The organism is Shewanella aestuarii, assembly GCF_011765625.1.
Taxonomy (GTDB): Bacteria; Pseudomonadota; Gammaproteobacteria; order Enterobacterales; family Shewanellaceae; genus Shewanella; species Shewanella aestuarii_A.
In genome coordinates this window covers 3,514,554-3,535,845 of record NZ_CP050313.1, presented here as the reverse complement: position 1 = coordinate 3,535,845, position 21,292 = coordinate 3,514,554, and the positions used below count along the sequence as shown (strand labels likewise).

15 protein-coding genes, 1 tRNA gene and 1 pseudogene are annotated in these 21,292 nt (G+C 40.0%); 11 read left to right on the top strand and 6 right to left on the bottom strand.

Translation table 11 applies throughout. From position 1 onward, the window contains the following. Nucleotides 1-4: 4 nt before the first annotated feature. Entirely contained in the window at nt 5-1,831 is a 1,827-nt protein-coding gene (locus HBH39_RS15420) for a protein kinase domain-containing protein (protein WP_167679559.1), read from the bottom strand. Between the two features lie 173 nt (nt 1,832-2,004). Between HBH39_RS15420 and HBH39_RS15415 the strand changes: the two genes are divergently transcribed. After that, nucleotides 2,005-2,349, top strand: a complete 345-nt coding sequence (locus HBH39_RS15415) for a hypothetical protein (protein ID WP_167679558.1) — start codon at nt 2,005-2,007, stop codon at nt 2,347-2,349. A 79-nt stretch (nt 2,350-2,428) separates the two neighbouring features. Then, complete coding sequence (locus tag HBH39_RS15410; RefSeq protein ID WP_167679557.1) at nt 2,429-3,088, top strand: thiopurine S-methyltransferase; 660 nt, start codon at nt 2,429-2,431, stop codon at nt 3,086-3,088. Nucleotides 3,089-3,198: 110 nt separating this feature from the next. Here the strand turns inward: HBH39_RS15410 and HBH39_RS15405 are convergent, their stop codons facing one another. Then, nucleotides 3,199-4,230, bottom strand: a complete 1,032-nt coding sequence (locus tag HBH39_RS15405) for a porin (RefSeq protein WP_167679556.1) — start codon at nt 4,228-4,230, stop codon at nt 3,199-3,201. Nucleotides 4,231-4,737: 507 nt separating this feature from the next. On the opposite strand from HBH39_RS15405, the gene HBH39_RS15400 reads away from it, so the two are divergent. Continuing rightward, nucleotides 4,738-5,166, top strand: coding sequence for a hypothetical protein (locus HBH39_RS15400; RefSeq protein WP_167679555.1), 429 nt, complete (start codon nt 4,738-4,740; stop codon nt 5,164-5,166). A gap of 115 nt (nt 5,167-5,281) precedes the next feature. Here HBH39_RS15400 and HBH39_RS15395 read toward each other — a convergent pair whose 3' ends face one another. After that, nucleotides 5,282-6,310, bottom strand: coding sequence for a porin (locus tag HBH39_RS15395; protein ID WP_167679554.1), 1,029 nt, complete (start codon nt 6,308-6,310; stop codon nt 5,282-5,284). Nucleotides 6,311-6,799: 489 nt separating this feature from the next. On the opposite strand from HBH39_RS15395, the gene tcdA reads away from it, so the two are divergent. Beyond that, a complete protein-coding gene (gene tcdA, locus HBH39_RS15390) occupies nt 6,800-7,609 on the top strand; it encodes a tRNA cyclic N6-threonylcarbamoyladenosine(37) synthase TcdA (RefSeq protein WP_167680113.1) in 810 nt (269 codons plus the stop codon). Between the two features lie 30 nt (nt 7,610-7,639). Here tcdA and HBH39_RS15385 read toward each other — a convergent pair whose 3' ends face one another. Further along, nucleotides 7,640-9,241 carry a sensor histidine kinase gene (locus tag HBH39_RS15385; RefSeq protein ID WP_167679553.1) on the bottom strand — a complete coding sequence of 534 codons (1,602 nt, stop codon included), beginning with the start codon at nt 9,239-9,241 and terminating at the stop codon, nt 7,640-7,642. A gap of 212 nt (nt 9,242-9,453) precedes the next feature. On the opposite strand from HBH39_RS15385, the gene HBH39_RS15380 reads away from it, so the two are divergent. Beyond that, complete coding sequence (locus tag HBH39_RS15380; RefSeq protein ID WP_167679552.1) at nt 9,454-10,065, top strand: superinfection exclusion B family protein; 612 nt, start codon at nt 9,454-9,456, stop codon at nt 10,063-10,065. Nucleotides 10,066-10,200: 135 nt separating this feature from the next. Here HBH39_RS15380 and HBH39_RS15375 read toward each other — a convergent pair whose 3' ends face one another. Continuing rightward, complete coding sequence (locus HBH39_RS15375) at nt 10,201-10,338, bottom strand: DUF3149 domain-containing protein (protein WP_167679551.1); 138 nt, start codon at nt 10,336-10,338, stop codon at nt 10,201-10,203. Between the two features lie 275 nt (nt 10,339-10,613). Between HBH39_RS15375 and HBH39_RS15370 the strand changes: the two genes are divergently transcribed. The 6 genes and pseudogenes from HBH39_RS15370 to HBH39_RS15350 all read left to right on the top strand — a co-directional run bounded on the left by HBH39_RS15370 (nt 10,614) and on the right by HBH39_RS15350 (nt 17,021). Then, a tRNA-Leu gene (locus HBH39_RS15370) sits at nt 10,614-10,699 on the top strand. A gap of 275 nt (nt 10,700-10,974) precedes the next feature. Next, nucleotides 10,975-14,067, top strand: a complete 3,093-nt coding sequence (locus HBH39_RS15365; protein WP_167679550.1) for a chemotaxis protein CheB — start codon at nt 10,975-10,977, stop codon at nt 14,065-14,067. A gap of 43 nt (nt 14,068-14,110) precedes the next feature. Further along, a complete protein-coding gene (locus tag HBH39_RS15360) occupies nt 14,111-14,383 on the top strand; it encodes a hypothetical protein (protein WP_167679549.1) in 273 nt (90 codons plus the stop codon). 11 nt (nt 14,384-14,394) lie between these two features. Beyond that, nucleotides 14,395-14,565 (top strand): annotated as a pseudogene (locus tag HBH39_RS20150) (hypothetical protein); the annotation flags it as partial. Nucleotides 14,566-14,574: 9 nt separating this feature from the next. Continuing rightward, a complete protein-coding gene (locus HBH39_RS15355; RefSeq protein WP_167679548.1) occupies nt 14,575-16,329 on the top strand; it encodes a putative bifunctional diguanylate cyclase/phosphodiesterase in 1,755 nt (584 codons plus the stop codon). A 131-nt stretch (nt 16,330-16,460) separates the two neighbouring features. Beyond that, the gene (locus HBH39_RS15350; RefSeq protein ID WP_167679547.1) at nt 16,461-17,021 is read left to right on the top strand and encodes a hypothetical protein; all 561 of its coding nucleotides are present in this window, start codon (nt 16,461-16,463) and stop codon (nt 17,019-17,021) included. A gap of 121 nt (nt 17,022-17,142) precedes the next feature. On the opposite strand, the gene HBH39_RS15345 is transcribed toward HBH39_RS15350, so the two are convergent. Next, nucleotides 17,143-21,093, bottom strand: a complete 3,951-nt coding sequence (locus HBH39_RS15345) for a rhombosortase-dependent M36 family metallopeptidase (protein WP_167679546.1) — start codon at nt 21,091-21,093, stop codon at nt 17,143-17,145. Nucleotides 21,094-21,292: the final 199 nt, after the last annotated feature.

Below are 21,292 nucleotides of genomic sequence, written 5' to 3'. Positions count from 1 at the left end.
TTTTTTATGCTTTTTTACTACGACTAATAAGAATTTCTTTCGGGTTTTTAGGGTAGAAAAAATCCGCTTTTCTGTCTAAAGATGAAAATCGACGAGTATTTTTATAAGGCAGTTTCATAAAACCGCTAATGCCATGACCTTGGATTTTACTGGCATGGGCAATAATGCGATCTAGGCTTGCTCTAAAAGCAGCTTGTTTACGTGGGTTGAGTAAGCGTAAATAGCTATGAATTTTCAGATGGTTGGGTAAAGCTTCAAAGATAATACAGCCCGTATGGTGAATTTGGTTAAGCCAGCCCAACTCTGTCATAATTTCAGGCGGCAATTCCAAGTTTTCATCGGGATCTTTGCCATCTTCAAAGTAGGAATGCAGTCGAGATTTATCTTCAAGTAAGGGGACATCACCTACTTCAAAAGGTAATTGTAGATCACCTGAAACTTCGAAGGGTTTGTCTGCACTTTCTCGTTCAATGTGTAGGGTGTCTTTAGCATTAAAAAAGCAGGCTTTAAACACCCCAATTCGTTTAATACCGCGGGCTAATGTCACCATATTGTTGACTGCTAGAATTAATGCTGATTTGTGGGCAGGGTCGTATGTGGCAAGATTAGAGTCGATATACACTCCATTAGTCTGCCAATGAATAGCCAACCCCCCGACAATTGGGTATTGAGCTAAACGTCCGACTGCGGCAATAAAGCCTTTTTCTGTGTCGCCCATGCCAACCATAAAATTGCGATAGTATTTATCAACTTGCACATCATCTATGTTGGCTATGGGGTCGTGACTGTTGTGCTCTTTTAAAAATGATTTACGCGAACTATAGCTTACCGTCTCAACGGTTTTAGACCGTGGCTGAACCCACACTGGGATTTCTGCTTTAAGCGAAGATGCATGTATATTGGGTAAATGCATTTTATGGCTATGACGCATACTTTTTAAAAAGTAATCACCGGCTTTGTTTCTTAGCTCAGGATCGTCACTTAACATACCATCTAAGGTTTTTGCCAATTCAATCGGCAAGCCCACGCTAGTCGCAGGGATCACTTTGGTGCCAAAGCGGCTACTTTGGCCTGATGCTAATGCATAGAGGGTCGCAGCCACACCTTGTTCATCAAAGCGAGCTGTTGAAAGTGCTCCATTTAATTGATCTTCACCAATAAAATACACATCACCCATGCGAGCATTAGTATGCTGTTGATCGCTCGACATTAATGACATCACGTTGTCATCAACGGGTCGGTTATATTCATCTCGCTGCGCAAAAACGGCAGAGCCCCAATCAATCAGCGAAAGATGATCATTTTCAATATCATAAACTAGGTTAGAAGGCTTAATATCACCGTGCACTAAAGGCTTACCTTTGCGTAAGTAATATAAAATATTGGCTAACTGGCGCGCGATGCTAACAATCATTGAAACGGGCAGTGCGCCGAAGCGTTGGCAAATTTTATCGAGATCTTCACCTTTGGCCCGCTCCATCACCAAAATCCCTTGCTTGCCCACGCGCTCAAATTTTATTGCCGCGGGTACATTAGGGTGTTTTACTTGACTAAGCATGTAGGCTTCTTCTTCCAGCCTATCTTGAATACTTTGCGGTAAAGTTAATCGAGAAAACTTAAAAACATGAGCATCGCCAATGCTATTAACACCTGCAAATACAAAACCATAAGCCCCTTTACCGATAAATTCTATATCGGCATAGCCTAGTTTGCTCAGTTGCTGTTTACATAAGCGAACCCAAGCTCTGTGTTTGCGAGCGTCGTCGGCCTTGAGCAAATAAATGGATTGTTCTTCGTTTATATAAAATTGCTGTAACTGTGGTGTTTGCACAACGAATCCTCTTAGGCTGCTTATGCCATTAAAACCTTATCTGTGTTGTGCTTCAAGTGCTTCCTAGCGAAATTTATGGCTTGAGTAAACCTTGACCTATATCAAGTTACTTTTAGCACTAAATCGGTAGTATTAAATTAAGCTTTAGCAAACGCTTTTATAGGGAGATACCCATGACCAATATCAATAAAGCAGATTTAATTCAATTGTTTGAATTCCCAAGAAAGCGGATTTTACAATCGATGGAAGTGACTCACTGTCCACATGCTGTGTTTTTTAATCATTCAGATGAGCAGTGTGTAACTTGTCATCAGGGGGAAGAATGTTTGTGGATTAATCATAATGATGAAATGGTCGCGATGGAGAAGAAATCTATTGAAGATTTAAAGCAACAGTTACTCGTGGCTGTGGATTTTGTTGACTCAAGCTTGTCTCCGCATCATTTGTCACGCCGTAATTGTGAATGTGAAAACTGCTCTTGGTTACGTCAAGTGCAACAAGCCCTTAAAGGCAATTAACGCTAGAGTTTGCATATCAAGTATCAAGCTTATAAAGTGAGCCCATATTATCATGGTGCAGTAACTTAAGAGGGCAGGTATGCAACCCCAGTTTTGGCATGAAAAGTGGCAACTACAACAAATTGGCTTTCATCAACCGCAAGTTAATCCGTTTTTAATTCGTTATTGGCATGAGCTTCGTTTAGCGCCAAATGCAGAGGTGTTTGTCCCGCTTTGTGGTAAGTCGTTGGATATGTGTTATCTGGCAGAGCTTGGTCATCATGTTTTGGGTTGCGAATTAAGCCAAACCGCCGTCGAGCAATTTTTTACTGAGAATCAGCTCAGCTATTCTCTTAAGCCACAAGGCGTACATCAGTATTACTCAACTGAGCAAGTCAGTTTGATCCAAGGCGATATATTCTCGCTGCCAACAAATGCCACTGAGCATATTCAAGGCTTTTATGATCGCGCGGCGTTAATTGCTTTTCCAGAAGAGATGCGTCAACAGTATGCATTAGCGTTAGCCAAATTGATCCCTAGTGGCGTGACAGGATTATTGATCACCTTAGATTATCCTCAAGATACCCTCAGCGGTCCTCCATTTGCAGTTAGTCCTGATTGGATTGAGCAATATTTAGCACCATATTTTGATATCAGTTTATTATCCTGTGAAGATGTGCTCGCCGATAACCCACGTTTTGTTAATAAGCAGGTACCTTGGTTAAATGAGGCCGCGTATAAGCTAACACGCAAAGCTTAGTTTCAATCTGTTAAATGCGGCACAGCAAAAAGGCGACCTATGGTCGCCTTAGCTTTATATTGATTTTTGCATGAAGTTTAAATATGCATTTTTAGATGAAAACTCAATATTTAGAAGTCGTAACGTACACCAACACTGAATACACTATCGTCTTCTAGGTCAGTTTTAGCGCCCGCAACTTTATAATCACCTTCATACATTGCATAGTGGCCAAAGACTAAAGTTGATTTAGAAATGCGGTAATCGGCACCAACAACAAAGTTAGTTACATTGATATCATCTGCACCTGCTGCACCACCTGAGTTTTTGTAGTAATTACCAAAACCTGCTTCATCTACACCATACTCAGCTTTCAAGTTTACCCCATTAATGTTGTAAACTAGGTTAACTAAATAAGTGTTGCCTTCTTGATCTGAACTGGTGCTTTCAGCATTTTGGAATAAACCGCCAATTGTGAAATCACCCACTTTAAATTGACCGACAGCACGATAAGCGTCAATACCGCCAATTGCTTTGTTGTATGCACCAGCTACATAGTAATTGTGCTTTTTAAAACCTTTGTCACCAAATGTGACGTTGACTGCATACTGTGAATCATCCGAAGATTGGTTATCTTCCATTAAGTATGTAGCGTTAATGGCGAAGATGTCTGCGATAACAGGAGAGTAATACCAGAAACCATCGGCGCTACGAACCTGACCTCCAACTAAGCGATCGATATCGGCGTTGGTGTTACCAAACGCATCAAATCCACCTTCTGCGGCTTTAAATACGGTGTCATTACGACCCACTAATAGCGTACCAGCTGTACCTTTAAGGCCTAAGTATGTGTTACGCGCTTTAAATACATCACCCGTTCCAGAAGTATTTTCGACTTGGAACTCCATTTGGTAAACCACTTCTAAACCATCGGCAACTTTTTCTGTGCCTTTAACGCCTAACCAAGAGAAGTTATTTTCAATGTAAGTGCCACTTTCACCCACTTTTGCACCTTTGGTGCCACTTTGAAGCGTTGAACTGTTGTCTGAGTTTGTTACCGATAAATCTAAACGACCATAAAAATTAGGGCCTTCAGCTAATGCGCCAAATGACGTTAGCGTGATAACAGATGCAATTGATGCAGATAGTAGAGTCTTTTTCATCTTTCATGCTCCCAAGAACCTAGGTTCTTATTGATTCCATTTTTGTAATGGTTGTAATAATGATGAGTAGTCTTTAAACGACTATTTAACAATCTGGTGCTGAATTTTACATATATTGAAGTGTGTTAATGTGGTTAAGATCAAAGTTTTTGCTTTTTGCGATGTAGGTTTGTTTCATCTATGTGATGAAATCGCTGTTTTGTTAAATTCGTTGTTTTTTTACGCTTTGGTTACTTGATTAATCGCTAATGTAGGGCTACTTCAAGGATTTGTGGGGGATCGCGCTAGTTTTTTCAATGACTCGTTTTTCAAATTCTGCTCATCAACTGAAAATATTGCTTTATTGTATTAAGTTTTAAGCAATCTGCTTTTGGATATGATGGGTTTGATCCTCTATAAAGGTTTTTGGCTTTGATAAGCAAAGGGCTAACATTCAGGTAATTTAATTGATTAGCCTTTTAAGTTGAAAGTCACAGCTTTCAAATAAAAGGCACTATAGGAATTATCATGAAAAAATCTTTACTCGCAGCAGCGCTTTTGTTCACCGCATTTAATGTTTCAGCTAATGTTACCCCAGCAAAGGATATTCAAGAGATAGACCAAGTGATGAGTCAACTGGTTACTGTGCATGATGATGTTGAAGTGATTATCACCAGCAGCGAAACAGAAAATTTTGAGTATATTGAGATTGATACGTTTGTGCATGAAAGTTTGAGTGAGATATATGTGTCGCATGATCAAGCTAAAGAGTTACAGCTAGAAAAAAACCGCCACTTCTATTTGTACTCTGCGGATAGTTTAGAAAAGATGGCTGAAAAATTAGTTGAAAGAATACAAAAAGATGATCCTAAGTATTTCTCTGTGCATTTGTTTCGTAAGCCAGTGGGATATGGTCGCAATTTTGAGTATGTTGCAAAAGTAGTGGAATATAAATAAATAGTGAAAAGCCATTCATAAAAATGAATGGCTCTATAAAGCGTTTAATTTCAGCTTGAACGCCTAATTTAGCTGGGCTATGTTTAGTCTCCCAGCTAAAACATCTTCATTATGCTTAGAAGTCGTAACGTAAACCGATTGTTACTATGTCGTCTTTGAAACTGTCGCTAGCTTGGTTTAATACCATGTCGCCATCGTATTTAGTGTAGTGACCATATACTAAAGTGCTTGGGCTTACGCGGTAATCTGCTCCAATGCTGTATTGACTGATTTCAAAATCACTCATGTTTTCTAGGTTGCTAGAGCCCACTAAACGGCTAGCGTACTTACCTAAACCTGAATCATCGTAGCTGTAGCCCGCTTTAATTTTTACGTTGCCTAATAAGTAAGCAAGGTTCACCGAGTAGCTATCACCTTCAAGGTGTGCTAATTCAGCTTTTTGGCTTTCACTGTTCTGGTACAAACCGCCCACAATGAAATTACCAAACTTAGCCTGTGCAACTGCACGGTAAGCTTCTATGTCGCTGATACCATCTTGGTATGCTGCAGCAACATAAAAGTTATGGGTTTTAAGTGCTTTATCACCAATGGTTGCACTTAAAGCATACATTGAACTGCTTTTTGAATCATGATTATCATCAACAAGATAAGTTGCATTTAGCGTAAGCATGTCAGCAATTTTTGGTGAGTAGTAGCTTACACCATCAGCTTCACGATTTTGACCTGAAAATAATAAATCGATATCAGAGTTAGTGTTACCAAATAAATCAAATCCACCTTCAGCGGCTTTAAATACGGTGTCGTTACGACCGACTAATGCCGTACCAGCGACGGTTTTGATACCTAAAAAGCTGTTACGTGCATTAAATGTAGCGCCTGAATTGTCGAAGTTTGTTACTCCAAACTCCATTTGATATAGGATCTCAACGTTATCACTGATCTTTTCAGCGCCTTTAACACCTAACCATGAGAAATTGTTTTCAATTACCGCACCATCTTTTTGGTTTTGAGAAGCAACGCCTGCGTCAGAGTGAGTCAGCGCTAGATCGATGCGGCCATAAAAGTCAGGGCCAGCAGCAAGAGCACTAAAAGAGGTTAACGCAGCACAAGATAAAATAGCGCTTGTAATTAGGTTTTTTTTCATCATCATCATCCTTCATTGAGGTATTGATTATTTGGCGCTTAATTGCGCCTTTTGGGGGAATCGCTAATACTTGAAGTGTGCCCAAAAGAAGAGCGCTAAATTGTGATTTAGATCTAAAATTTATATTTATCAGTGATTTACGGGGTTTTTGTTAACTTGTTGCCATTGTTTTGGTAACAATGTTTCTTGTAGGTTTGTTTGTGTTATTAACGTTGCTACCAAGCTGTTTTACATGTTACCTATTGCTATAACTTTGCTATCGGTGGGTTGATATTTGTATCTGCTCTGATACAGCTAATTGGCAATGATCAATCAGTATTTTAATTCAAACCCTGTAGAAGCAACTTTGTTTGTTTTTACACCGCTTTAACCAAAAACAAGGTCACCACTTTGAGATAAATGAAGCTAAGCATTTAGCTTTAATATTGACTCAGTTAAAATACACCCTATGTTATCCAGTTTATTTTATTAAGAATAAGGCCAAGCATGTTGTCAGAAGCATATTTAAATCGTTTTGCAGGTATAGGTCGTTTGTATGGTCAAGCGGCGTTAACTGCATTTGCTGATGCACATGTGGTTGTGGTCGGTGTTGGCGGTGTTGGCACTTGGGTTGCAGAATCATTAGTGCGAAGTGGCATAGGCCAAATTAGCTTGATTGACCTTGATGATATTTGTGTGACCAATACGAATCGACAAATTCATGCTATTGCGCAAACCATTGGCCAATCAAAAGTTGAGGTGATGGCAAAGCGAATAAGAGATATCAACCCTGAATGCCAGGTCAATGAAATTGAAGACTTTGTGACATTAGATAACCTAAACGAGCACTTTCCTCGTACAGACAATGGCTCGGTTACTCATATTGATTATGTGGTTGATTGTATTGATGCTGTTAAACAAAAAGCAGCATTAATTGCCCATTGTAAGCGTAATAAGTTGCCTTTAATTACAATTGGTGGCGCTGGGGGGCAAACTGATCCTAGCCAAATTCAAATAACCGATTTAGCTAAAACCATTCAAGACCCACTATTGGCGAAAGTGCGCAGTATTTTACGAAAAGATTATGGCTTTAGTAAAAATACTCAGCGGCGGTTTGCCATCGATGCAGTATTTTCAACTCAGCATTTAGTTTATCCTCAAGCGGATGGTAGTGTGTGTAATACAAAAGCAACGGCCGATGGCAGTATGCGTATGGATTGCGCATCGGGTTTTGGTGCTGTCACTATGGTAACTGGAACCTTTGGTTTTATGGCTGCGAGTCGAGTACTGGCTAAACTGGCATTAAAAGCTAAAAGCTAAAAGCTATTTGAGGAGCGCTTTTATCAATTCTTATGCCGGTTCAATTTCAGCCTGATAAGGGAAGCTCACGACAAACATAGGCCCTCCTAGTGATGAAATAGGTGTATAGCTAATAGTGCCGTGAATGAGTGTCGCGGCATTAAATGCGGCCGCCAACCCCAATCCTATACCGCCTTTATTCCTTGCAGTTGTAAAGAAAGGTTCAAACATATGTTCTGCGACATCACACGGAATATTTAAGCCATTATTTTGCACTTCAATATTTATCTGCTCAGCTTCATGCTTCACATTGATTAAAATACGACTGTACTCAACGCCTTTAAAACCATGGATATAAGCGTTTGACATAATATTACCGATAATTTGATTGAGTAGGCTGGCGTTACTTTTTACCATAAGATGTGAATCAACGTTTAACTCAACATCCACATGCTGAGGCGAGAACATGATTTGGGTGGCATCGATAATATCTTCTAGCAGCTGTTTGAGATTAAATTGAGTGTCTTTTTCATACCTTTGCTCAGCGGCGACTGTTTTAAATTTTTGAATCAAAGTGCTAGCACGGGTGATGTTATTGACAATCAATTGGCAGCTTTGTTGGTACTCTTCTAAAATGCTGTTGATTTCTTCTAAGGTGGCATTATCACTGTGAATGAGCGCGATGAGCTCTTCAACATGTGATAACTGTGAGCTAGCGGCTGTTAAACAAATGCCAATGGGTGTGTTAATTTCATGGGCCAAGCCTGAGACCAAACCGCCCAAAGCTGCCATTTTTTCTTTCTCAACCAGAACTTGCTGCGCACGTTTTAAGATAAGTAATGATTGCTCTAATTCTTTGGTTTGTTCTTTTACTTGACGTGCCAGTTCATCTTTATAGCTACGTTCTAATTCAAGTAATCTCTCTCTGTCTTCAAGGGCGGTTTGCAACTCCTGCTTAGATTGTCGTACATCGTCGAATGAAGCTCTAACTTGCTGTTGCATGCTGTTAATGGCATTGGCAACCAGTGTAAATTCATCTTGAGCGGCATTGCGGTCGAATTTCAATGGTTCAAAGACTTTATCAAGGCTAATTTTTTCGCAATATTGGCTTAATTTTAAAAGATGTTGCGTAATATTGAGCCAGACTAAAAATAAAATGAAGCCAGCAACTAGAAAGGTTTTAACGGCATTAGAAAGTAAAATTAAAATCGCTTTATCATACAGTCTGTCGTAAATAATGTTTAAATCAGCCTGTACCAGTAAAGTGCCAACTTTTATGTCTTCTGAGTTGCTATAAATCAGGTCGAATTGTTTTTCGATAATTGAAGTGTTTTGGTATTCCCCAGCTTGCCACTCTTGGCCGCTATCGTCTTGAATTAAGATGTAAGTAATGTCAGGTAATTGGCTTAAACCGTCAAGTTGAGTGTTAATCAACCGCTCATCAATAACCCAAATGCTAGCAGCCAGTACTTCTAAGTTAACTTTTTCAATGCTAGAAAACGCCCGATCAATTCGATTGACATCACTGTTGTAGTCTTTAAATAACTGATAAACCGTGGTCAATAGCGTAATTAAGGAGCTAAACAGCACAATCGACAGCATAAGCTTGCGACCGATAGGGCTACTTAACAATTGTCTTGAAAATCTTAGCATGGCATTTATTCAATTATTATAATTGCTTACTCATTAAGTTAGAGCATAAATAGTGCAAATGCCACTCAATATTGTTAACTAAAAGTGAGATAAATAGCCAACATCTTATAGCGAGCCCAGTCCTCATTATTTTATCTAAGTGAATTATTTTATTGGCATTGTTTTTGCTTTGAGTGTTTAGGAGTTCAAAATTCTGACACTGCAGGTGAGATATGAGAAAGATGACATTAGAAGCGATTAATTGGAGCAATATCAAACGAGCCTTTATGGGGGCCATGCTGTGGTTAGTGGTTGCATGTGTAACATTATTATTTGCCCCTGTGAGTTTACTTACCGACATCGCCTTAGCTGACTTTGTGCGACAGAATAATCACTTTATTGGCTTGGGTTTAATTATAGGGATTGCCTATTTTCTCAGTCAGTTAGTGAGTTTTGTGGCTGATGAGTTAATCCAACAGTTACGTCAAAAACGTGCAGTGGAAACCATTGAGGCTAAGGTGAAACTGCTTGATCCTGCTGAGCGCGCTTTACTGAGGGAGTTTTTTTTACAAGGCGCCACCATTTTGGCTTTACCGCAAAATGAGCTAGCAGTAAAAAGTTTAGTGGCGACTAATATTCTAGAGAAGCTAGGCAATGAAAGGCATTATGCTATTCAAGGGCCGACAGCTGAATATAAGATAGCCATGCAAGCGCGAATTTATTTAAATCGTGATGTGCTCAGGTTACCAGCAGGCGAACCAACTCAAGAAGAGCTGACGTATTTATTAAAAACCCGACCGCATTTCATTAATGGTTTGGTGCAGCCACGAAAACATGCAGCATAGATAAATCTACAGGATGCTTAAGCTGAAAGTGACGGTTTTAGAAACCTGTACATAAAAAAGGGGCTAAATGTTAGCCCCAAAAATTTATAATATTTGCAAGATAAAAACAAAAATAACGATGAAACCTAAATAATGTTAGTCATTATTTGTGGGAGCTGACTTCACAATAAACATCCACATCATGTAAGAAATAATGCCAAAAGTAGAGAAAATTACAATCATTGAAAGTAATCCAATTGGGTTTCCAAACATTAAGTCAAGCCAAAATGCCATGATGCGATCCTTGTTAATTGTGAAGACCTAGTTATCATAATGCTCAAATTGGTTAATAAAACTGATCTTGATCAATAACATGCAAAGTTTGTAATCCTATGGTCAGTTTAGTTGTGATGTAAGTAGCCGTTACCCGTTAATTTTACCTTTGTCGTTGCTAAATTAAGCACTTGTTCGTTTTTGTTAACTTAGACGAGTTAAAGGGCTTGCCATTGTCATCTGCATGGGTATAATTCCGTTCACTTAATTGCAAGTTTAGCGTTTAAGTATGCAGTGCCAGTGTGGTGAAATTGGTATACACAGGGGATTCAAAATCCCCGCCTTTAAAAGCGTGTCGGTTCGAGTCCGACCACTGGTACCATCTCTCTTATGAGAGAACAATAACCGACTTAGTGTCGGTTTTTTTGTCTCTAAATTTTAGCCATCATAACGATTTTTATCGTCGTTTAAATTAAATCATTCATTGATTAACCTATTCTCTCTTCGATTGAATGAACACCCTTAAATGATGGGTTTAAAATGATTTTTAACTCAGAAAAACTTTATATTTCAATAAAATCCTTAATTTATTGAGTTTTGCGCTGATGGAGCGCATCATCTATATTCTCTTCCATTAAAACACATACAGCTCACTTAATGAAACAATCAAACGATGTGACTTCTACTGAACAAGTTGATAAAACTGTTTATACCCAAATGTCATCAGTAAATAAGGTATTTCCTATTATCGGTATTGGTTCTTCTGCTGGTGGGCTTGAAGCCCTGGAACAGTTTTTATCAAACATTCCGGGTGATTGTGGGATGGCTTTTATTGTCGTGCAGCATTTAGATCCAAATCATAAAGATATGATGAGTGAGTTATTGCAGCGGGGAACATCTCTAAAGGTGCTGCAAATTACTGACCATTTGCCAGTGAAACCCAATCATGTTTATGTGATCCCACCTGCTTATGACTTAACCATTTTAAATGATGTATTACTATTATTGCCTCGCATAGATACTAAGGGGCTGCATTTACCTATAGATGATTTTTTTGCCTCTTTGGCGCTTGATAAAAAGGAGCATTCAATTGGGGTGATTCTTTCCGGTATGGGGTCAGATGGCAGTTTAGGGGTGATTAAAATAAAGCAACAAGGCGGGGCAGTATTTGTACAAAGTGTTGATACTGCAAAGTATGAAGGGATGCCAATAAGTGCAATAGATACTGGCCAAGTTGATGCTCAGGCCCCTGCGGAGGAATTAATTGATAAAATTATGGCTCATATTGAGAAGACCGGTCAAACGGCTAAGTCAATTGACTCTCATAAAAAAGAGTGCTGCGAGATTGAAAAAGTGATAGCGCTGATGCGTGCCAATACAGGTCATGATTTCTCTCTTTATAAAAAAAGCACTATTCTTCGACGTATTGAACGACGTATGGAGTTACATCAACTTGCTAAAGTCGCCGACTATGTAAGGTATCTGCGTGCCAATCCACAAGAGACTGACTTGTTGTTTAGTGAAGTATTAATTGGGGTGACTAACTTCTTTCGTGATAAATGTGTTTGGCAAAAATTAGAAAGTGAAGTGATATCTGTTTTATTGTCCCAATATCCTGATGGTGGAACATTGCGTGCATGGGTTCCTGCTTGCTCAACGGGCGAAGAGGCTTACACTCTAGCAATAGTATTTCAGGAGGCGATTCGCAAAGTTAATTCACATCAGCATTTTGATTTACAAATTTTTGCCACAGATCTTGATAATGAATCGGTTAAAAAAGCAAGAAAAGCGATTTATCCAAATAGTATTACCGAGAACGTTTCGCCAACGATACTAGAACGATATTTTGTGCCGATAAAGGAAGGGTACAAAATAAGTAAGAGTTTGAGGCAAAAGGTTATTTTTTCTCAACAAAGTTTAATAATGGATCCGCCGTTTACCAAGCTTGATCTTATTAGCTGTCGAAATTTGTTTATTTACCTCGAAGCCGAACTACAGCAAAAACTCATCGCTTTATTTCATTATAGTTTGAACTCTGTTGGTTTTTTGATTTTAGGAATGTCAGAAACAATTGGTGAGGCCGATCAATTGTTTCTAGCACTAGAAGGTAAGCAGCGAATTTATAAGCGGCGCAATAGTCTGCAGCCAGTTAATTTAACGACTTTTCCAACCCAAGCTATAGCCAGTAAGTTAGATGAGCTTACCTTAGAAAACTTTGCCCCTGTAAAACCTGAGAATACACACATTTTGAACTTAGAAAATTTGGCCAATTCTTTATTACACGACTATTTTGCGCCGTCAGCCGTACTCACCACCAAGCAGGCTGATATTGTTTATATTAGTGGCAAAACGGGAAAATATTTAGAACCTGCGGTTGGTAAGGTTAATCACAATTTATTTGCGATGGCTCGGCAGGGGCTGTCTGCGCCATTGAATGAAGTCTTCTATCGTGCGCTACGGCAAAATAAAAAGTTAGAGCTCAGAAACATTGAAATTGGGACTCTGGATGAGACTCTGCAAGTAGATGTGAGCGTACAACCTGTACTTTCTCCTGCTGGATTAAGTGGCATGGTGTTGGTTATTTTTTCTATTTCAGCTGTACAGCTTGCTTCGGCCAAGATTAATCGTAAAAGGAATGCCTCGCAAAAACATAACGATGAAATTGAAACGTTACAGCAAGTTTTACAGCTGGCAAGGGAAGAGCTGCGGATGACCACCAGTGAAATGCAGTTCATTCAAGAAAACCTAAAATCAGCAAATGAAGAATTAAAAAGTACTAATGAAGAGTTGCAAAGCACTAATGAGGAGCTCACCACCTCTAAAGAAGAAATGCAGTCGATGAATGAAGAGCTACAAACAGTTAATCATGAGCTCAATACTAAGGTATCTGAACTTTCAGAAGCCAGTGATGATATGGAAAATCTGCTAAATAGCACCAATATAGCGACGCTTTTTTTAGATAAAAATCTTAAAGTTCGGCGATTTACCACTGAAATTTTAAATATATTTAAACTGATTTCTAGTGATGTCGGTCGTCCTATTACTGACTTAGTAAGCTCGCTAATTTACCCTGAATTAGTCAACGACTGCCATGAAGTTTTGCGCAGTTTGATTTTCCATGAAGAGGAAGTGACTACTCATGATGGACGTTGGTACATTGTGCGAATTATGCCCTATCGAACGCAGGAAAGCTTGATTGATGGTGTAGTGATTACTTTTAGTGATAATACGGTAAACAGAAAAGCCAATATTGCGATGACTAAATCAGAGTCTCGCTTTAGGTTATTGTTTGAAAACTCAGTTAATGCCGTTGCCTATAAGCGTATCATACTTAAAGATGGTAAAGCGGTAGATTTCAATTACCTTGAAGTTAACAATGCATATGTTGAGATCACTAACTTGTATGGTGTAGTCGGCAAAAATGGCAGTGTTGTTATTCCTAATATTTTACAATCTAACCCTGACTTTATGGCTGTGTGTGGACGGGTGGCAAAGTCTGGGATATCTGAAAAAATTGAATATTACGTCGAAGAAAGTAAGCAATGGTTTGTCTGTTCAATGCATTCTGAAGTACAAGAGTTGTTTGTGTGTGTAACGGAAAATATTACCGATAAAAAAAAGAATATTTCAACCTTAGCAGATATTAAGCAAATGTTAGAGCAAGGATCTCAGGCATCAAAATTTGAGTTGCAACAAATAATTCACAATGTGCAAGCTAAGCTGAATAACCTGCTAATATTAGATGAGTAGGGCATTTGCTTTACAATTATAGCCTTGTTGCTAAGGACAAAATTTGGCGTCTAAAAAGCAAAACTCACTAAAAGCAGAAGCCATTTTACGTTTGCAAAAAAAAGGCTTTAGTTTACCTGCGCCAAACACCCAATCAGAGCGTCTTTTGCATGAATTGCAAGTGCATCAAATAGAGTTAGAGTTGCAACAACAAGAGCTCATCGCAGCCAGAGACTTAGCCGAATCATCATCAGCAAGTTATCAAGCCCTTTACGACTTCGCACCTGTCGGTTATGCAGTCTTAACCGTAAAGGTGAGATTACTCAAATTAATTTAACTGCGGCTACCATGTTGGGGATGGCTAGAACAAAACTAATTGGCAAAAGGTTAGCCGCATATTTAACCCAGAGCGCTTTGCCGCAATTCAATACTTATCTTTCAAAAACGTTTGCAGGGAGTTATCAGCCTGCTTGCGAGATACAACTATCCGCTAAGAATAAACTCAATATCATTCAACTGAAGTGTACGATGAGTAGCGATGACAGGGAGTGCCTTGCTGCACTAACAGATATTACCGCATACAAAAATGCTGAAGTGAAATTAAAGCTTGCGGCTAGTGTATTTAGTCAAGCACAGGAAGGGATCATGATCACTGATGTTGACGGTAATATCATAGAGGTTAACGATACTTTTTCTAAGATCAGCGGCTATAGTCGACAAGAAGTTGTCGGTCAAAACTCAAGGATTTTTACATCAGGTCGTCAAACTGCAAGTTATTATGAGGATAAGTGGAAAACGCTAAAGGACCATGGTTATTGGCGTGCTGAAATATTTAGCCGACGTAAAAATGGTGATATTTATCCGCAAATGCAATCAGTTACCTCGTTGCGAGATACTAGTGGCAATATCACTCACTATATATCAATGTTCACAGATATCACGAAAGAAAAGGCACATCAAAAGCAACTCGAGCACATTGCTCACCATGATTCGTTAACAGGCCTACCTAATAGAGCTTTATTGGCTGACAAGCTTAATCAGGCAATCAAACAAAACCAACGTCATGGTAAAATAATGGCGTTGGCCTATCTTGATTTAGATGGCTTTAAAACAATTAATGATACCTATGGCCACAGTATTGGCGATCAATTCTTAATTTCTATTTCCAAAGAGCTTAAGCTTGCATTGCGTGCAGGTGATTTTTTATCGCGGATTGGTGGTGATGAGTTTGTCGCTGTATTAAGCGATTTTGATCAAGCAAGTGATTGTGAGCCGGTGCTTGAGCGGATGTTAATCGCAGCTGCTAAAGATATTATCTGCAACGGTGAAATACTACAGGCTTCAACCAGTATTGGAGTAACACTTTATCCGCAAAACGGCACCGATCCAGATTTACTGCTTAGACAGGCTGATCAAGCTATGTATCAAGCTAAAGATAAGGGGAAACATTGTTACCAATTTTTTGATATTGACTCTGCAGAGGCGGCAAAATCAAGACGAGATAGCCTTGAGGCTATTGCAAATGCGATCGATAACAAAGAATTTGTTTTATATTACCAGCCAAAAGTAAATATAAAGACTGGTGTCGTAGTCGGTGCTGAAGCGTTAATTCGTTGGCAGCATCCTACTCGAGGACTTTTACTACCAAGCGTTTTTTTACCCACTATTGAAGAGCATGAAATGAGTATTACTCTCGGTGAATGGGTCATTGAAAGTGTCCTTGAGCAGATGAGCATTTGGCAAGCGCAAGAGTTAACAATACCTGTCAGTGTTAATATTGGCGCCAGCCAGTTACAAGGTAATAAGTTTATTGCGCATATAGCAGACGCTTTAGCGACTTACCCTGCCATTGCGCCTGAGCTACTTGATTTAGAGATTTTGGAAACTAGCGCATTAGAGGATATTAGTAGGATTAGCGATCTAATGAATGCTTGTATACAGATGGGATTAAAGTTTTCTTTAGATGACTTTGGTACTGGTTATTCATCGTTAACTTATTTGAAGAGGTTACCAGCTGCACTGTTAAAAATTGATCAAACCTTTGTGCGAGATATGCTGGTGGATAGCTCAGATCTTGCTATTGTTAAAGCAGTGATTGGTTTGGCTGAAATTTTTGACCGTGGAGTGATAGCTGAAGGTGTAGAGACTAAAGCTCATGGTGATAAACTATTGTCACTTAATTGTCATATTGTTCAGGGGTATGGTATTGCGCGACCAATGCCAGCTGATGAGTTGCCTGCCTGGGTTGTGCAGTGGCATCTTAATCCGACTTGGACAGCGTAATTGATCATTGTATAGATTGATTTTAGGAGTAAACAATAAGAAGGGTGTTACCGTTTTGTTACTTTAACTTTGTGACTTTAGCTTGGTGCAGGTAAAATGACGCCAGAGAATGGATATAGTTAAGGGAAATAATGAAAACAATACTTATGTTGGCATCAGTCGTTGCGATTGGTGGCTGCAGTGTTGAAAGCTCTCAAAAAGCACCTGTCAATCTCAACAATCAAGTCAGCTCCGAGTCTGAAAAGTACAATGCTATCGCTCCATTAGCAAATGTACCTCAGCAGGAACCCTCAGATAAAGCTATCACAAAGCAAAAACTAAATCGTGTAAAGCCTAATCAGCAGCTCTCTGTACAGCAAGGTAAATCATCTTCCTATTCTTTAGCAATTAATCAGCAAAAGTTTACTAGTAGTAGTCCTATCGTTAAGGCTGGTCAGTCGCTGTTCAACGTGCAGATGCAAAATTTGGGTGTGGTAAAAAGCAGCTTTGTGGTGATTTCAGACCGTCAACCTCAGTGGCTAAGCAGTGATTTTTCTATTAATGAAATCGCTAAGCAAACCTTTAGGCTCCAAAGTAAATCTTTAGATGCTAATTTATACCAGTGGTATAAACGGTTAGCTCAAGATAAGCGCTTTAGTACAGTGGAATTAGAGATTGATTATAGCGGTAAAGCTTATGTGCCTGAGTTTTAAGTGAGCACTTAATATATTGAATTTTATCAATACTAGGTTAATCTAAGACCAATTTGTCCACACAATGAACCTATAAAAAAGCCACAACACGATGTTGTGGCTTTTGAGTATTAATTAACGCTTATTTGCGACGACGAAGCGCAGCAATTGGTAGTAATAACAAACCTAACCAGCCCATAGAACCACCGCTTGATGATTTAGCTTTAGGCGGCTCAACCACTGCTGCAGGAATATCACTTACTGTAACAGCTACTGATGTGACCACATCTGCAACGCCGTCGTTTACTGTTAAAGTAAACTCGAGTGTTTCAGAGCCAGATGCGATTAACGGCGCAGTAAAGGTTAATTCAGCGGTATCTGTTGTCGTTAATGTTGCTGCTGTGCCAGAGGTTTGTGCCCATGTATAGGTTAAGGTATCAGCGGCATTGGCATCAATTGCCGTAGCGGTAAAGATCACTTCTTCACCTTCATTAACTTCAGCCGCATTTGCCATGATAGACACACTTGGTAAGCGGTTTTCACAAGCGTAGGTGTCACCTGCTACAACATCAGAGAAAATGCTGGTTTCTGTATTAGTGAAGGTAATGTCATCAATATACCAACCTGCAGGGAAGCCAAATACAGGATCAGGCACAACGGCAGAGTCGGTAGCCACGCGGAATCTAAATTGTACTTGGTTACCATTTAAGGTTTCACCAAAGTTAATTGTTTCCATGCCGTAGTTCACACCAGAGAACATAGCGCGATCTGCAATGGCTGCTTCTGTGTATTCAAGGCCGGTATCGGTATAACCGTCGCCTTCAAATATACCACCCACTTCAGTCACATCTACCCAGTCGCCACCGTTGACACTTACTTCTACAACCGCACCATCAAAACCTTCTTCTAGGTTATATAAATGCCAGAAACTAACTGTATAATCGCCAGCAAAGCCAACCGTAGTAGGGCGAGTCTCGTAAGCTACATCAGATGTAAAGCTATTACCTGTTGCAGAAATAAGTCCATCCATTTCATCCCACTGATCTAAGCCGAATGTCCCTTTGGCCATATCGCCACCAGCCATTACATTCTCAGTAAAGTCTTTTAGGCGAGAAAGCGTGTTGAGATCTTCATATTGGGTGGTGCCCGTTAACTCACGCTCTTCAAAGTCGACGTTAACGATTGTTGAAAGCATGTATTCTGCCGTTTCAACGCCATCCATTTCATCAGCAACAAATTTAAGGACGAGTTCATCCCCAGTGCCTGCATCATTTAGGGTGAATTCGACAGGGGCGCTGGTTGCCGTGCCAAATAGCGCTAATTCGCCAAAGCTGACTTTGCCATCGTTAGCAAAGGTAACATCGTGATCGCTTTCAACAACAACTTGTCCAGTTAAGCCACTTAGTGCTTCACTGCCATTATTTTGGATGGTAAAGCTAACAGTGCCGGTCTCACCTTTATCGATAATGCTATCTTTTGAACAGTAACCAGACATTAAGCCTTCATAGTTGGCATTCATGTCATGCGCTGTTACTGAGAAAGCAGAAAGTTCGGTTTCATAAGACTCGACAACACCAGCATGGTCTGTTGAGAAACGACTTGGTGATTGTGCGCCTAAGCCCATACCGCGGCGAGCAAATGCACCTAAGATGACCTTGTAGTCTTCAACGTCATTTGCATAAGCTGCAGCAAGCAGTGCATCACGGCCTTCTGTAAAGGTTGGTGCCATTGGCATCATTTTATAACCGGCCACTAAGTAGTCTTTCATTAGGCTCTTAGCTTCGTCGAAGGTGTGGCGTTCATCGTTAACTAAACCGATAAATGCATCCCATAACATGGCAGCATAAACAGAACCAGAAGCATGAACTTGAGGGTTAGCTCCTACATAAGCAAATGTAGATGGGTTAATGTCCATATTGGTTGAGTAAGGGTATGCACGGATACCTGTCACAAAGCTGGCTACATAAGTGGTATCACCGTAACCTCCGGCGTAATTTTCGTTACCAACAACTAAATTATCTGCAGCATCTGAGCCAAATAATAGTGCGTGGAAGTCACCGAAGCCTTCACCCATAGAGCGTGCTTGGTTGCTGCTTAAACCAGAGCCATTACCTACTAAACGGTTACTGATGTAGTGTCCCCATTCGTGGGCAACAATGGCGTTATCCCAAGAGCTGTCTTTAAACTTGCGAGTAAGATCATTCTTAAACATATCAATAGAGACGGTTTCATTAGCATCGAGTAATGCATAAATCGCTGCACCGTCACTAAAGTTAATCCCCATGCTTGGGATAGTGACTGTATCGTCAGCTCCACCCATAGGGGCTGGGGTACCATCATCATTGTTATTGGCGATAATAACCGCAATCGCACCAACATCTTGAGCATGTTTCACTTTGGCAGTGAAGTTACATGCACCACGGTCAATAATGGCAATTTTACCGGCGAGCTCAGCACCATTCATTGCGGGTTCACAACCATTGGTGACAGGGGCTACACCATCGTCAATGCGGACTAAATCACCAGAAATATCATAAACATCTGCACCAAAGCTGGCAAATTGGACAACGTCTAATAAACCGATATCTGCGTGTGAAGTGATGGTTAAACCATAATCAACGCCATTTTCAGCTTGAGTGGTTTCCCATAAGTACATTTGCATGCGAGGTGAGGCACCGTCGGCTGGGGTCGACATGTTGGCATTATTAAATCCAGAGTTGTCTTGTACCTCTACATTTAATGGGTCACCCTCAACACCACCACGGTCGTAGTTAAATGCTTGGGCGTTACCTGCTGCCTCATCAAAACCATGATCATAATAATCATTGTGTAAATAGTTGTTCATGTAGAACAAGTTGACAATAGCGGCTTTGCGGTTATTTATCGAATATTCAGGCTCATTGACATTGTATACATAATCAAATGTGTTAGCGCTGGTGATCTCTGCTTGGTAATCGCCATTGGTGAAGCCCTGAGGAGCAACAGCATCAACATAAGCATTCACGTTGTTACCCGAGGTTGTGGTTGCATCGTCTGCTAACCAAGGGTCCATCGTGCTAATTGGTCCATGACTTAAGCCAACCAATGGTGCATCTAAATAAGGTGCAGTTAGATAAGCATCGACATCGCTGCCTTCTGGTGCTGGCATGACGTTGCCATGTGGGCTATCCCATGGCTTACCATCGGCATCAGCGTAAACACGGTAGTCAAACTCAGCTGCATGGCTGGTTAGATTGTTTTTAAATAAGATTTCGCCAGTTTTAGCGGAAATGACGTAGCTATAGTATTCCGAATCTTGAGAATCTAAAGAACCGGTTTCAATTTCAACATAGTGGGCAGCTACCAACTTGTTTTTATGTTCAAAAAACACTTTCTTGGCGCGAGGTTCGCCTACTAACACTTTATCGGTACCTGTGTTGGTCACCGCAAATGTTTCATACTGGCCTTTAGTAGACTTAGGGGCAATGGTAATGGCACTTTTGTTGCCACCCATCGCTTTGAATGCGGTGCTGACTGAATTTGAAGCATCGCCAAATGCGGCATCAATATCTTTAAAAGCGGCAGAAATTGATTTATCGCTATTTGTGGATGTGAAGTAACCAGAAGATGCGACCAGATTTAACTCTCTGTCCATCATAATATTATATTCACGATTAAATACTTCAACACCAGCAATGGCTTGCTTGTATTTAGCAATAATAGGGCCGCGACCCATGTCGTGAGTGTTGGCTAATACAGCTTGTGTTAAGCCACGTTTAGCTGATGAAAACCCGGTTAATTTAGACAGATAAAAATCAGCAGCATAAGCCACTTTTTGATCAGATTTTATCGCGCCTAAATTAGGTTTTGCGTGGTTAGTTCCTGCCCATTGAAAAGTCGTTTTACCCAGCTCAGCGTCAAACTGATTTCTCATGCCGCTTTTGGTCGCAACATTTTCAAGGCTGTTATATTTTTTAGCCAGTTGAGCTTTATCAAATGATTTATAGTTGGGGGCTTGTGTAAGATCAGCGCTCAATGCACTGAACGACATGGTTGAAAGGGTAGCGCCTGATAAAAGCGCCGCTGAGATAGCGAGTGATAGTTTTGTCTTCACAACTTCTTCCTTGTTTAAAACACCCTCATAACCGGAATTTAATTTAATAAACACACTAAATTAGATAAGCCGAACGGGGTGGAATTGGAATATTCTTATAATGTACTCAGCGCATTGTTTAATACGCTGAGTACACTTTTATCACAACTCGATAACAAATGTAATGTGAAATAGGAAAAAACTATTCTTTTAAATTATA

Bases quoted from the DNA above. Each gene is read 5' to 3' on its own strand.
- HBH39_RS15350 (WP_167679547.1), top strand. From the start codon at position 16,461: ATGAAAACAATACTTATGTTGGCATCAGTCGTTGCGATTGGTGGCTGC.
- HBH39_RS15385 (WP_167679553.1), bottom strand. From the start codon at position 9,241: ATGCTAAGATTTTCAAGACAATTGTTAAGTAGCCCTATCGGTCGCAAG.
- HBH39_RS15365 (WP_167679550.1), top strand. From the start codon at position 10,975: ATGAAACAATCAAACGATGTGACTTCTACTGAACAAGTTGATAAAACT.
- HBH39_RS15405 (WP_167679556.1), bottom strand. From the start codon at position 4,230: ATGAAAAAGACTCTACTATCTGCATCAATTGCATCTGTTATCACGCTA.
- HBH39_RS15400 (WP_167679555.1), top strand. From the start codon at position 4,738: ATGAAAAAATCTTTACTCGCAGCAGCGCTTTTGTTCACCGCATTTAAT.
- HBH39_RS15415 (WP_167679558.1), top strand. From the start codon at position 2,005: ATGACCAATATCAATAAAGCAGATTTAATTCAATTGTTTGAATTCCCA.
- HBH39_RS15375 (WP_167679551.1), bottom strand. From the start codon at position 10,338: ATGGCATTTTGGCTTGACTTAATGTTTGGAAACCCAATTGGATTACTT.
- HBH39_RS15395 (WP_167679554.1), bottom strand. From the start codon at position 6,310: ATGAAAAAAAACCTAATTACAAGCGCTATTTTATCTTGTGCTGCGTTA.
- HBH39_RS15380 (WP_167679552.1), top strand. From the start codon at position 9,454: ATGAGAAAGATGACATTAGAAGCGATTAATTGGAGCAATATCAAACGA.
- HBH39_RS15355 (WP_167679548.1), top strand. From the start codon at position 14,575: ATGAGTAGCGATGACAGGGAGTGCCTTGCTGCACTAACAGATATTACC.
- HBH39_RS15410 (WP_167679557.1), top strand. From the start codon at position 2,429: ATGCAACCCCAGTTTTGGCATGAAAAGTGGCAACTACAACAAATTGGC.